Source organism: Komagataeibacter saccharivorans (assembly GCF_003207825.1).
Classification (GTDB): domain Bacteria; phylum Pseudomonadota; class Alphaproteobacteria; order Acetobacterales; family Acetobacteraceae; genus Komagataeibacter; species Komagataeibacter saccharivorans.
On the sequence record NZ_NKTY01000013.1, the window covers coordinates 25,478 to 38,478 of the forward strand.

Annotated in this window: 15 protein-coding genes; 11 read left to right on the plus strand and 4 right to left on the minus strand. The window is 61.6% G+C overall.

Annotation, left to right across the window (positions count from 1 at the left end; translation table 11 throughout):
- Window positions 1–25: 25 nt before the first annotated feature.
- The 4 genes from CFR79_RS09040 to CFR79_RS09055 form a co-directional block, all read right to left on the minus strand.
- Window positions 26–784 carry a DNA/RNA non-specific endonuclease gene (locus CFR79_RS09040; protein ID WP_243705395.1) on the minus strand — a complete coding sequence of 253 codons (759 nt, stop codon included), beginning with the start codon at window positions 782–784 and terminating at the stop codon, window positions 26–28.
- A 234-nt stretch (window positions 785–1,018) separates the two neighbouring features.
- A complete protein-coding gene (locus CFR79_RS09045; RefSeq protein ID WP_110547679.1) occupies window positions 1,019–1,912 on the minus strand; it encodes a diacylglycerol/lipid kinase family protein in 894 nt (297 codons plus the stop codon).
- 64 nt (window positions 1,913–1,976) lie between these two features.
- A complete protein-coding gene (locus CFR79_RS09050; RefSeq protein ID WP_110547680.1) occupies window positions 1,977–3,002 on the minus strand; it encodes a ParB/RepB/Spo0J family partition protein in 1,026 nt (341 codons plus the stop codon).
- 116 nt (window positions 3,003–3,118) lie between these two features.
- Window positions 3,119–4,321, minus strand: a complete 1,203-nt coding sequence (locus CFR79_RS09055; protein WP_110547681.1) for an AAA family ATPase — start codon at window positions 4,319–4,321, stop codon at window positions 3,119–3,121.
- A gap of 158 nt (window positions 4,322–4,479) precedes the next feature.
- Here CFR79_RS09055 and CFR79_RS09060 point away from each other — a divergent pair, with 158 nt between their 5' ends.
- The 11 genes from CFR79_RS09060 (at window position 4,480) to nuoF (ending at window position 12,995) form a co-directional block, all read left to right on the plus strand.
- Window positions 4,480–4,863: a BrnT family toxin gene (locus CFR79_RS09060; RefSeq protein WP_243705396.1), complete on the plus strand. Its 384-nt coding sequence runs from the start codon at window positions 4,480–4,482 to the stop codon at window positions 4,861–4,863.
- Window positions 4,847–5,158 (plus strand): BrnA antitoxin family protein, encoded by a 312-nt coding sequence (locus tag CFR79_RS09065; RefSeq protein WP_254058035.1) that lies wholly within the window; start codon window positions 4,847–4,849, stop codon window positions 5,156–5,158. Before CFR79_RS09060 ends, CFR79_RS09065 begins: the two co-directional genes overlap by 17 nt.
- Window positions 5,159–5,183: 25 nt before the next feature.
- A complete protein-coding gene (locus CFR79_RS09070) occupies window positions 5,184–5,384 on the plus strand; it encodes a hypothetical protein (protein ID WP_118963780.1) in 201 nt (66 codons plus the stop codon).
- Between the two features lie 146 nt (window positions 5,385–5,530).
- The gene (locus tag CFR79_RS09075; protein ID WP_110547683.1) at window positions 5,531–6,256 is read left to right on the plus strand and encodes an IclR family transcriptional regulator; all 726 of its coding nucleotides are present in this window, start codon (window positions 5,531–5,533) and stop codon (window positions 6,254–6,256) included.
- 90 nt (window positions 6,257–6,346) lie between these two features.
- Window positions 6,347–6,745 carry a GlcG/HbpS family heme-binding protein gene (locus CFR79_RS09080; protein ID WP_110547684.1) on the plus strand — a complete coding sequence of 133 codons (399 nt, stop codon included), beginning with the start codon at window positions 6,347–6,349 and terminating at the stop codon, window positions 6,743–6,745.
- 20 nt (window positions 6,746–6,765) lie between these two features.
- Entirely contained in the window at window positions 6,766–7,983 is a 1,218-nt protein-coding gene (locus tag CFR79_RS09085; protein ID WP_110547685.1) for an MFS transporter, read from the plus strand.
- Between the two features lie 429 nt (window positions 7,984–8,412).
- Window positions 8,413–8,832 (plus strand): NADH-quinone oxidoreductase subunit A, encoded by a 420-nt coding sequence (locus CFR79_RS09095; RefSeq protein ID WP_110547687.1) that lies wholly within the window; start codon window positions 8,413–8,415, stop codon window positions 8,830–8,832.
- Window positions 8,829–9,479 (plus strand): NADH-quinone oxidoreductase subunit B, encoded by a 651-nt coding sequence (locus CFR79_RS09100; protein WP_110547688.1) that lies wholly within the window; start codon window positions 8,829–8,831, stop codon window positions 9,477–9,479. Before CFR79_RS09095 ends, CFR79_RS09100 begins: the two co-directional genes overlap by 4 nt.
- Window positions 9,480–9,482: 3 nt before the next feature.
- Window positions 9,483–11,222: an NADH-quinone oxidoreductase subunit C/D gene (nuoC, locus tag CFR79_RS09105; RefSeq protein WP_110547689.1), complete on the plus strand. Its 1,740-nt coding sequence runs from the start codon at window positions 9,483–9,485 to the stop codon at window positions 11,220–11,222.
- The gene (gene nuoE, locus CFR79_RS09110; RefSeq protein WP_110547690.1) at window positions 11,209–11,703 is read left to right on the plus strand and encodes an NADH-quinone oxidoreductase subunit NuoE; all 495 of its coding nucleotides are present in this window, start codon (window positions 11,209–11,211) and stop codon (window positions 11,701–11,703) included. Before nuoC ends, nuoE begins: the two co-directional genes overlap by 14 nt.
- Window positions 11,700–12,995 (plus strand): NADH-quinone oxidoreductase subunit NuoF, encoded by a 1,296-nt coding sequence (gene nuoF / locus CFR79_RS09115; protein WP_110547691.1) that lies wholly within the window; start codon window positions 11,700–11,702, stop codon window positions 12,993–12,995. The genes nuoE and nuoF overlap by 4 nt, the downstream gene beginning before the upstream one ends.
- The last annotated feature ends 6 nt before the right edge of the window (window positions 12,996–13,001 follow it).

The window sequence follows — 13,001 nt, forward strand, 5'->3', positions numbered from 1 at the left end:
CCGGGCGGGGAATACCCGCGCGTTACTATGGCTGTCGGGAACTGTCCTCGGGGTCCGGTAATGCCAGCAGCGTCTCTTTCAGCGTATCCGGCAGGGCTGGAAAAGGATCGACCCCGACCGCGCGGATCAGCGTCGCCACATTGACAACCGTGCAGGTCGGGTTTTCCGTGTTCTTGCAGACATAGACACCGGCTGCGTTGACCATGGGGTCATACACCGCTTTCCATGTGGAGGAAGGCACCACAACATGATGCCCGATCCCCTGCGTGCTGCCGTAAAAAGCCGGTCCGGTCACGACATAGAGCGCGCCTTCCTGCAACGCCAGTTTCCGCACCGCCCGTTCCACATCGCTCCATATCCCCTTATTCAGTTCGGGTGTCTGTGGCACGACATTGGCCAGTGAAAACGCCTGATCGCGTCCCGCCATGTCGGGTGCTTCCGACGCTGGTGTCATACGGCCACGGGCATAGCCCGAACGCCTGTAATCGGCAGGATCTGCCCCGTCGCCCGGCGGCAGGCGTGGGTCGGCATGGGGCCGGTCGGTCACGCGGCCCAACTGGCTGGCCCGCATGATTTCCCGCCGGGTCAGATATTCCGCCGACCATAGCGGTTCATGCACCAGACCGGAATTGAGGGCAGCATAATCCGCATTGCACAGCAGGGTCGTGCGCGGCAGCAGTCCGGGGGCAACCAGCGCGGGCAGGTGGCCCTGCGCGCCGAACTGCGGGCACGGATCTTCCTGGGCTGATGCCGCGCAGGGCATGCTGACAGCCAGGCATCCCATAACCGCACACACCCGGACTGATCTGCGTAACATACCGAACACCTCTGGATACCCTGCATAGGGCATTCCACATCAGCCGGGCGCAAGGCAAGCCCCGGCCTGCGATAAGGTGTAATGGTCGCGGCATCGCAATACTGCCGGAAAAACAGACTGTCTGAAAAACCCGCTTTTCATAAGAAAGGTTCTGGTGAAGCTTTTTGAGAAAAGGCGGCACTCAAAAACCTTTATTACATTTCAGGCCGAAACGATACGGATGGGACGTTCGGCTATGTCGATCCGGACGGGTGTGAACTGGCGGGCATCCCCATCGCTCTGCACCGGTATGCCCGGTGGTGTGCGGATTTCAATGCACCGCGCGGTATGTATTTCCACATCCCGCTGCCGTGCAAGATTGCCGCGCAGCAGGGACAGGCTGGCGCGCAGGGTAGCCAGAATGCCGGGCGCCCGGAACAGCACGACCGAGAAGCGTTTCTCCGCCAGCATGGAATCCCGTGTCAGGACGTATTTCCCGGCATAGAGAGAACCCTTCGACACGATAACGGAAACGGCATCATATTCCACGCCGTCCAGCAAGACATGCAGCGGTTCAAATCCGTACCGCCATAATGATCGCACGGTATTCAGAACATAGGCGAACTGGCCTAACGCGCTTTTCAGTCGCGTCGATACGGCATGTACCACATGCGCGTCGAACCCGATCCCCGCCATCTGGATGAACAGCCCGTTCCAGCCATCGGATTGCAGGTGGCCGGGCCAGATGACCCTGCTGTTTCCCCGCGCCATTACGCCTGCACTGTCGGCATCATCCGATGGAATACCCAGTTCATGGGCCAGCACATTGGCCGTGCCCAGCGGCAGGATGCCAAGGATACAGTCGGACCCCGCCATCCCTTCGGCGATTTCGGCAATGGTGCCGTCACCCCCGGCTGCTACGATATGCGTGTATTTCTGGTCATGGACCGCTTTGCGGGCAAGTGCTGTTGCGTGGCCCCGGAAAGCGGTAGGGACGATATCGACCACAAACCCGGCGCCACGCAGGCACTGCGCGAAATGGGCGATACGGGTCCGGCTGTGCCCACCGCATTTTTCATTTACAATAATGACGGCTGTTTTGTGCTGGACAGGCAAGATCTCTATCGCTCTGAAATAAAATCATACAAGACGGCCATGCCGCACCATGGAGGGGGCGGGATCAGTCCTCCTGCCCTTCAGGCCAGTACTGATCCAGAAGCAGGTTGAGGGCTTCATGCCCCTGCGCCCGGCTTTTCAGGTCCGCAAGATGGAAGGTTACGGCAAGGGATTTTCCCGAACGCCGGTTTATCGTCACGACAGTCCTGCCATCGGATGGACGTTCTATGGTCGATGCCCCGGCAGCCCTGCGGGGGGCGGGTTCCGGTTTTTCCGCGGCTTTCTGCAACTCCCTTACCACGGCGGGCGCTTCGGTCAGGTAGGAATGATCACGCTTGCGCATATCCGCCATCTTTGCCGCCGCATCCAGCACGCGCCTGCGGGTGTCGATATTTTTCAGCAGGGGCTTGAGCTTCATGACATGCTTGATCCGCATGTCATGCGGGGAAGCAAAGGCCCCGATTACTGCGGCAGGCAGGCGGGCGAGATCAAGATAACGGCTCAGCCAGCTTTCCGATACCCGCAGCCGCTCGGCCATCGCCTTCTGTTCATTACCATAATAAAGGCCCAGACCCTTGAGGTAATCCCGCGCGCGTTCATAATCGCTCAGATCCTGTCGGGCGCGGTTTTCCAGATCGGCAATGCGGAAAGCCTGCTCATCGGTCAGTTCGCGCGGTTCCACGATGAAGCGGAATTCGGGATAGGTATGCGCCCGCAGCCATGAAATCGCCCAATGACGGCGCGCGCCGCAGATAACCTCGAATTCGTAATCGGGATCATTCTTCAGCCGCCTTACGATGGCGGGCATTTCCTGATGTCCCTGCGCCTTCAGGCTTTCGATCAGGTCATGGCAGCTTTCATATGTCAGGGCCGCGTAATCGCGGTTATGCTCCCCCCACATCCGGCAACGGGCGGGATCGACCGACAGATGGGTCTTGGTCTGGGCCAGTCCGCCCGCCATTTCCGCCAGCCTGTTACGCCGGTCCCCCAGCACGCCGCCCATCCGCGTGGCGGGCTTGCGGTCTTCGCGCAGGCCCGCACTGGCGGCGGCGGCAAGACCATCGGTGAATAACTTGTTCTTGGAGGACATCGTGGCCGACCTTCATGCTCTGGATCAGGGTATGGCGTGTAATAAAGAGGAAGAATGCCGCCGAACGCGGCTATCGGAGTGATTGCACCGGTGCAATCACCCCGGCGCGGGCAGGATCACAGGACACCCGCCCGGCGCAGGCTTTCCCGGTGGCTGGGCCACATGGCGCGTATGTCCAGTTCCAGTTCCTGATTAACCGCGTTCAGGTAAGTCAGGCAGCGATCCCGCACCGATCTGCTGGTAATCGGCGCATCCAGTTCATAAACGGTCATGAGCCGCGCGGTCGCGTTATCGATCTCGGCTGAGTTTTTCAGTGATGAACGGGCAAGATGGTGCCCGAAAATGGATTTCATCAGCCCCAGCAGTTCACGCTGCATGGATTTGTTTTCGTCCACGCGGGAGCTTACGAATTTCAGAAGCTGCAGGTTCGGCGCATGCCCCGCCCGCTCAAGCTCAACCAATGTTTCCTGCAACATGGCAAGGAAGGCCGCGGTAGAAGAAAAATCCATCACCGTCGGCGGAACCGGCACGATCAGCGCATTGGCCGCGCGCAGCACGGACAGTGAGATTGCCCCCAGCGCGGGCGGCGGGTCCATGATGACCACATCAAACGCATCGGAAACCGAATTGATGCCCTGCGTCAGCCGGTCGATCAGGCCGGGATCACCCTGCGCCATCCGCGCCGCCAGTTCGTATTCCGACTGGAACAGGCGAAGATTGGCGGGGATCAGCGACAGGCCGTCAAAATGGGTCGGCCGCAGCGCGTAGGCCAGCGATCCCATCTCATCATTGCGCAGGAACGGGTAAAGCGTATCGTCTTCCCCCAGATCCATGTCCGGCACGTAGCCAAACAGGGTGGTGGCGGATGCCTGGCTGTCACAGTCGATCAGCAGGACGCGATAGCCCTGTATTGCAAGATACTGCGCCAGATGCACGGCGACGGTTGATTTCCCCACGCCCCCCTTGAAGTTCTGTACGGCTATGACCGCGGGCGCATCCGTTTGCGCACGCCACGGGCGGGTGCCGAAAATGCCGCGCATGACATTGAGCTGTTCCAGCGTATAGCCCACGCGCCGGTTGTTTTCCCCACGCCGGGGTTCAGGCAGGCGGCCATCCTTTTCCGCTTCCCTTATTGCGGCAGCCGAGCGGCCGATCAGTTCGGCGGCCTGACCGATCTGGAATGTCGGCTCCCTGCGGTCCCCCGCCCGCACGGCCTGCGCATTGTTGCGCAGGGTCTCCAGCACCGAAGACGTACGCAGTGCAAGGTCTTCCACCAATGAGAGCACGTTCCCGCCCTCGCCTTCAGCTACCGTGTCCATCGCCCACCATCATTTCACAATCACGAACCGATTACGCAAACCTTGCACTTCTTGTGCCCGTTTAACGTTTTTTTCGCAAGGACATTAAATCAGACGATGTCTGTCGAAAGAACGGACGTCGCCGTGAAACCGGCGATTTATCTTTGCCTGACAAAGACATGACCACCAGAATTGCACAACACGACCGGGCCATGATCCAGCCTGTCCCATCGCGGGAATATCCCGTTTACACCGATGAAGGATTGTTTTCCGCTTATTATATCGCATATACAATAAGGATGCGGTATGATTGGGATGACACAAAACGGGCAGCCAACATCGCCAAGCATGGCGTGGACTTTACCGCCGCTGAGGACTTTGAATGGGATGTCGCCCTGGTCATCGCCAGCCACAGCGCAACCGAACCCCGCCTTGTCGCCATTGCCCCGATCCGGCGGCGGCTGCATGTGCTGGTTTACAGCATTGAAACCCGCATTGTCCGCATCATCAGCCTGCGTAAGGCCAACCGACGGGAGGCAAAACTTTATGAAGCGCAAACCTGACTTCATCATGCCCACGGAAGATGAGGACGCCCGTATCAATGCCGGCATTGCGGATGATCCTGACAATCCCGAACTGACCGCAATGGATTTCACCCGCGCGGCAAGCGCATCCCGCGCGCAGCCTGATCTGGTGCGCGATTATGAAAGACGCGTGCGCGGCCCGCAGAAAGCGCCGACCAAGAAGCAGGTGTCGATCCGGCTGGATCAGGACGTGATCGAACGCCTGAAATCGGACGGTCCCGGCTGGCAGCGCCGCGCAAATGACCTGCTGCGCAAGGCCGTGGGCATACGATGACCCCGCCGCGATGCAGGAGGCCGGGTTGCGCCTGATCGCAGGCATCTGCCTTGTTCTTGGCCTTGCGTCGTCCCTTGCGGGCTGTGCAGACCAGAACCCCCGCATGGACCGCAATGCGCGCGCCGCCTATGACCGGGGCGGCGGCGGATACCATGATGGCTGGGACGGTTCCGGCGGGTGGGGTGGCCCCGGTGGCTGGGGCGGACCGGGTGGCATGGGCTGGTAAACCCGTGGCCGGATTTTCAGGGGTCTGCCCCGGAACGTCGCGGGGCGCAACGGGTTATTGACACGGGCGCACCCGCGCCCACACAAAGCGATCCGTCCTGACGTGACGCCGTCAGCGATCCCGAAAGCGCCCGTTGCGGATATCCCATGCCCACGCATATCAAACTGGTCCAGTCTGTCGAACGGGCCGCGGCCATTCTGGAAACCATCGCCCGGCAGGGTGGGGCCGCACACCTGCGGCAGATCGCGGCCCTTACGGGTATTGGCAAGACCACCGCCCATAACATCCTGCAGACACTGGACCATCTGGGCTATGTCCGTCGCCGCTCTGGCGATACGCGCTATTACCTCGGTGGCCGCATCCTCAACCTTGCGCGTATCGCGGGCAATGACAGCGCGACCCGCACCCGCCTGCGCCCCGTTCTGGAAACCATTGCCCGCAATACCGGCCAGACCGTCTGGCTTGCCGTGCCCGGTGGCGATGAAGCCGCGTATCTCGACATCGTTGATGCCACCAGCCCGGCAGAACAGGCCGATCGTGCCCCCTTTCGGGAAAAGCTGGAAGGCTCCGCCGTGGGGCTGGTCTTTCTGGCCTTCGTGCCCGGCATGGCCAAACGCCTTGCCGCCGCCCCCGGTGAAGCGCCCACACCCGCCATGGTGGAACAGATCCACACAGTGCGCGCACGCGGTTATGCCCTTGATCTGGAACGATATCACGCGGGTATCCACGGTGTCGCCATCCCGTGGTGGGAAAATGGGGAAGTGCTGGCAAGCATCTGCGTAACCGGCCCGGCGGGCGAACTGCCGCGTGCGAAGCTGGCCGATATTGCATGGATGATGATGCAGCAGCAGCTTGTCCGCGTTCAGCAATGATGAATAAATCATCATTTCACGATCATCTGTATTCCCTCATCCGCCATTGCCGTTAGCGTGCGCTTTTTTACATGAAGAAGGTCCGCAATAATGAAACTCTCTGTCGCTTCCGCCATGATCGACGCGGCCCTTGCCGAAGCCACCAGACTGAAGGTGACGGTATGTATAACCGTCGTGGACGCAGCCGCATGGCCGGTGGCCTTCGCCCGCATGGACGGCGCACCGCTGGGCGTAATCGATGTCAGTGGAAAGAAAGCGAAAACCGCCGTCCTTTTCCAGATGGACACGGCGGCCTTTGCCAAAATCGCGCATCCCGATGGCGTTGCCTATTCGCTGGAAAACACCAATGGCGGCCTGACCAGTTTTGGCGGTGGCGTGCTGCTGAAGGCGGCTGATGGCGCCATTGCCGGGGCGATTGGCGTATCGGGCGCCACCAGCGCGGAAGATATCGACATCGCCCGGGCCGCCGCCCGCGTCCTGTCCGCCTGACAGCCCGACCCGGACCGCACATGACCACAGATACCGCAACGACCGAATTCAATCCCCGGCCCGTCCACCCGCCGCACGGTGCAGCAGCCGCCTTCCTTATCCTGACCTTTGGCACCTTTGTCGTGGGAACGGGTGAGTTCGCCATCATGGGCATGCTGCCCGAATTCGCATCCTCGCTCCGGCTTTCCACCGCCGATGCCGGTTACGCGATTACCGCCTACGCGCTGGGTGTTGTATTTGGCGCACCACTCATCACCATACTTGGCGCACGCCTGTCGCGGCGTGAACTGCTGCTGTCGCTCTATATTCTTTTCTGCTGCGGCAACCTGCTGAGCATCGCCATGCCAACCCCCGGCCTGATCGAGGTCGCCCGCTTCATCACCGGTCTGCCCCATGGGGCGCTGTTTGGCATTTCCGCCCTTGTCGCCGCGTCCATGGTCGACCACTCGCGCCGGGGCTGGGCCGTGGGGCGCGTGCTGTCAGGCATTGCCATCGCCACCCTTGTCGGCGCGCCGTTTTCCACCTTCGCCGCCAATCACTGGGGCTGGCGGATTTCCTACTTCATCATCGCACTGTGCGGTCTGCTGACCTTTCTGGGGGTATGGCGCTATATCCCGGCGGACCGGCCCAACCGTTCCAATTCCCCGCTGCGCGAAGTAACGGCGCTGTTCAACACACAGGTCATGCTGACCCTGCTGACCGCCGCCATCGGTTTTGGCGGCATGTTCACCATCTATACCTATCTGACCAGCATCCTGCAGAACGTGACCCGCGTGCCGGAATGGGAAACCATGGTGTTCATGGTCCTGTGGGGTGCGGGCATGCTTACGGGCGCCAATGCGGGGGCGTGGGTGGTTGACCGCAACCTGTCCCTTGCCGCGATCCTCGCGCTGGCAGGCAGCGCGCTGACCATGCTGGTCTTCCCGCTGGTGCTGCACAGTATCCCTGCCCTTGTGGTGGTGGTTTTCCTGATTCCGTGTTTCGTCAATGCACTGGGGCCGGCATTGCAGACACGGCTTATGGATTACGCGGGGGACGCGCAGACACTTGCCGCCTCCCTCAATCACTCGGCATTCAATGTCGCCAATGCCATGGGGGCATCCCTGGGCAGCGCCCTTCTGGCCGCGCAGTTCAGTTATGGATCGCTTGGTTTTGGTGCGGCCGTTCTGTCCACGGGGGGGCTTGTCGTCTATCTTCTGGCGCTTGCGCTGCTGAAGCGGCATGTCGTACGTGCGTAACCACTCCGGCACGGATTACCGGTAAATAAACATCATGAAACGCCGCCATTATTTTAATGGCGGCGTTGCCTGAAGCTTTTTGAAAAAGGCTTCACCAGCAACCTGCCTGATAATCTGTCGATACAGCCGGAACCGGGACAACGCAGCCCATAAACAATAAAACCGGTATTGAATCCCATTCATGCGATCGCATTTATTCGGGCTGCGGAATCAATAATCCCGGCGGCTTCAGGCCAATCGGCAAAAAAGATTACACACATCAGTATCGTTCCGGAACTTCCCTGTTCAGGGGACGTATAGCGATCATGAGGTGACAGCGGCATTTTGCATGACCTGTCATCATTTGCATCCTTGCATTCAATACATCCCAATACCAGTACATCGAGACGTCTCCGTTCATAAATAACCAGTACAGACGGAAGGCCCGACATGGTGGATATTTCTGAAATCTGGTCCCTGTTCATCTATGCGGTTGTGATCGGGGGGCTTCTGGCGTGCCTGTTCGGGCTGTCCGCCATGACCGGCACCCGACGACGTGGGGCCGCAATGGGCCGTTCCATGTCCCTGCCATTTGAATCCGGCATGATGCCGACCGGATCGGCACGGCTGCGCCTGCCGGTGCAGTATTATCTGGTTGCCATGTTCTTCGTCATATTCGACGTGGAAACGGCCTTTCTCCTACCGTGGGCGACCGTTGTGACGCGGGTCGGATGGATCGGGTATGGCGCGGCGGTTTTCTTTATCGCCTTTCTGGCTGCCTCCCTCCTCTATCTGTGGCGTGCGGGTGCGCTGGAATGGGGGCCGCAGCCGCGCCTGCCACGTATCGGGGGAAAGGCTTCGGTATCATGACATGGTCCCTCTCGCCCGTATCGCCCCCACGGAACACGCGGCCAGCGCAACATGACGACACGCCGACCTTCAGCGAGACGGTGCGGCGGAACCTTGTCATGGGACGGCTTCAGGATTTTGTGGCGTGGGGACAGAAAAATTCGATATGGCCGCTCAATTTCGGCCTGTCCTGCTGCTACGTGGAAATGGCGACCGCCTTTACAAGCCGGTTCGACATTGCACGTTTCGGGTCCGAAGTCCTGCGCGCGACCCCGCGTGAAGCGGATCTGATTGTCATTTCCGGCACCGTATTCGTCAAGATGGCCCCGATCATCCAGCATCTGTATGACCAGATGCTGGAACCCCGATGGGTGATCTCCATGGGGTCATGCGCCAATTCGGGCGGTATGTACGACATTTACAGCGTGGTGCAGGGCGTGGACAGTTTCCTGCCGGTCGATGTGTATGTTCCCGGCTGCCCGCCCCGCCCGGAAGCCCTGCTTGAGGGCCTGATGCTGTTGCAGAAATCCATCGGCACGCGCAGGCGTCCGTTAAGCTGGATGATGGGACCGCAGGGCATGGAACCTGTAACGCCCCCCAGCATGCGCGATGAAAAACGCGCCGCCCGCCAGGGCGTGCGCGACATCCGCCAGCCCGACGGGATCTGACCCATGGTCCTGAGCGCATCCCCCATAACCGGACTGGACCAGCCCGGCATGATGGCCACCCAGTCCACGCGCGATGGCGTCCGCACGCTGTGGGTTACGGTGGACGACCTGCGGCCCACCCTTTCCACGCTGAAGGAACACACGCCCGCATTGCTCATGCTGTTTGACCTGACCGCCATTGACGAACGCGAACGCACCCACCGCGATGGCCAGCCACCGGCGGATTTCACGGTCATCTATCACCTCATGTCGCTTGCCACCCGCGCAGATGAAGTGCGCATCAAGGTGGCGCTGCTGGGGGACAGGCCCACGCTTCCCACCATCAGCGACCTGTGGCCCAATGCCAACTGGTACGAACGCGAGATATGGGACCTGTTCGGCATCCGGTTTGAAAACCATCCTTTCCTGCGCCGCATCCTGACACCACCCACATGGACCGACCACCCGCTGCGCAAGGATCATTACGCCCGCGCCACCGAAATGCCGCCCTACAGCCTGACCGAAGAACAGGAGCGGCACGAGCAGGACGCCATGCGTTTCGATCCCTCGGCATGGGGCATGCAGCGGCATAGCGACCACAGCGATTTCATGTTCCTCAATCTCGGCCCCAACCATCCCAGCGTACACGGGGTCTTTCGCATTATCCTGCAGCTTGAGGGCGAACGCATCGTCGATGCCGTGCCCGATATCGGCTTCCACCACCGCGGGGCCGAAAAAATGGGGGAACGCCAGTCATGGCATACCTACATCCCCTATACCGACCGGGTGGATTACCTGGGCGGGGTCATGAACAACTTCCCCTACGTGATGGCGGTCGAAACGCTGGCGGGCATTACGCCGCCGCCACGCGCGCAGATGATCCGCGTCATGCTGGCGGAACTGTTCCGCATTGCCAGCCATCTGGTTTTCTATGGAACCATGGCGCAGGACGTGGGGCAGCTTTCGCCAGTATTCTACATGTTTACCGACCGCGAGCGCGTATTCGGCATTATCGAGGCGATCTGCGGTTTTCGCATGCACCCGGCATGGTTCCGCATCGGCGGGGTGGCGATGGACCTGCCCACCGGATGGGAAGACCTGATCCGCGCCTTCGTCAACGACCTGCCCCGCCGCCTTGACGAATATGACGCGATGGTCATGCGCAACCCGGTTTTCCGGGGGCGGACGAAAGGGGTGGGCGCCTATACCACCGCCGAAGCCGTGGAATGGGGCGTAACCGGGCCGGGACTGCGCGCCACCGGCCTGCCATGGGATTACCGCAGGCAGGCCCCCTATGCCTGTTACGAGCAGCTTGAATTCGACATTCCCACCGGCGCCAATGGCGACTGCTACGACCGGATCGCCGTGCATGTGGAAGAAATCCGCCAGAGCCTGCGCATCATCCGCCAGTGTCTGGACCACATGCCCGCCGGTCCCATCAAGGCGGACCATCCGCTCACCACCCCGCCGCCCAGGGCACGGACGCTGCATGACATCGAAACCCTGATCCATCATTTCCTTGGCGCAGCCTGGGGGCCGGTCATCCCGCCGGGGGAGGCCAGATCCTGCGTCGAAGCCACGAAGGGGCTGAACTGCTATACCCTTGTCAGCGATGGCGGCACCACATCCTATCGCACCCGCATCCGCACGCCGTCCTTCGCCCATCTGCAGATGATCCCGCTTCTGGGGCGTGGCGTCATGATCGCCGACCTGATCGCGATCCTTGGCAGCATTGATTTCGTGATGGCCGATGTCGATCGCTGAACAGCCCCTGTCAGGCGACCTGCGGGCGGAAATCCGCGCCCTTGCGCAGGCGGAACCGCACCCGCGCGGGGCCAGTGTCGCGGCCCTGCGGCTGGTGCAGGCGCATATGGGGTGGATCAGCACGCCGCACCTGAACGAAGTAGCCGATGTGCTGGGCATGTCCGCTGCGGATCTGGACGGCATCGCCACCTATTTCAACCTGCTGTTCCGCAGGCCCGTGGGGCGGCATGTCATCATGCTGTGCGACAGTGTCTCATGCTGGATCATGGGGCGTGAGCGGCTATGCGCCCATCTGTGCCACACACTGGATATCCAGCCGGGCCAGACCACGGCGGATGACGCCATCACCTTTCTGCCCATCGTGTGTCTGGGGCACTGCGACCATGCGCCCGCCATGCTGGTGGACGATACACTCTATGGCGACGTGGATACGCCCACCCTCGACCACCTGATCGACACCCTGCGGGAGCCGCCACCATGAGCCATGCCGAGCGCCCCCTGACCGCCATGATCGACCCCGTGACCGGTCCCCCCGACTGCGCGGCCTATGAACGGGCCGGGGGATGGCAGGCCACGCGCACGGCCCTGCGCACCCTTGCACCGGCCGAGGTGGTGGACATCGTAACCCGCTCGCGCCTGCGCGGACGTGGGGGGGCGGGGTTCGGAACCGGGCAGAAATGGAGCTTCGTGCCCAGGGAACCCGCAAGCGAACGCTGCAAATACCTGATCGCCAATGCGGATGAGATGGAACCGGGCACCTTCAAGGACCGCTGGCTGATGGAAGGCAATCCGCTGCAACTGGTCGAAGGCATGTTACTGGCCGCCTACGCCATTCAGGCGGGGCATGGCATCATCTTCCTGCGCGGGGAATACCACCTTGCCCGCACCCGTCTGCACGACGCCATTGCGCAGGCGCGGCATGGGGGGTGGCTGGGTCAGGATATCCTCGGCTCCGGTTTCAGTTTCGACATTCATGTGCATGTCAGCGCCGGGCGCTACATATGCGGCGAGGAAACCGCCCTGCTGACCGCGCTGGAGGGACGGCGCGCCACCCCGCGCAGCAAGCCCCCCTTTCCACAGACAGGCGGACTATGGGGCGCGCCAAGCGTGGTGAACAATGTCGAGACATTAAGCAACCTGCCCCACATCATCGCCAACGGACCGGAATGGTTTGCGGGTCTGGGCATCGGGCCGGATGGGGGCACCAAGATATATGGGGTCAGCGGGCGCGTAAGACGGCCCGGCGCATGGGAACTGCCCATCGGCACGCCGCTGCGTGAAATTATCGAGGAGCACGCGGGCGGCATGCAGCCGGGCTACGGACTGCGCGCCCTGCTGCCCGGCGGGGCTTCCACCGCATTCGTGGATGACACGGCCCTTGATATGGCGATGGATTACGCATCGGTTGAAAAAGCGGGCAGCCGCCTTGGCACCGGCATGGCCATCATCCTTGATGACCGCACCTGTCCGGTGGGCATGCTCCGCAATCTGGAACATTTCTTCGCACAGGAATCCTGCGGCTGGTGTACCCCATGCCGCGATGGACTGCCCTGGGTCGAACGCCTGCTGGACGCGATCGAGGCGGGTACGGGCATGGCGGAAGACATCGACCAGCTTGACCGCCACGCCCGCATGCTGGGCACGCCGGGGCATACGTTCTGCGCCCATGCGCCGGGGGCCATGGCGCCGCTGGCCAGTGGGCTGAAACTGTTTGCGCGCGATTTCGCGGACCATATCGCCGGGCGCGGCTGCCCGCTGCGTCACGCAGCCTGACGGCGG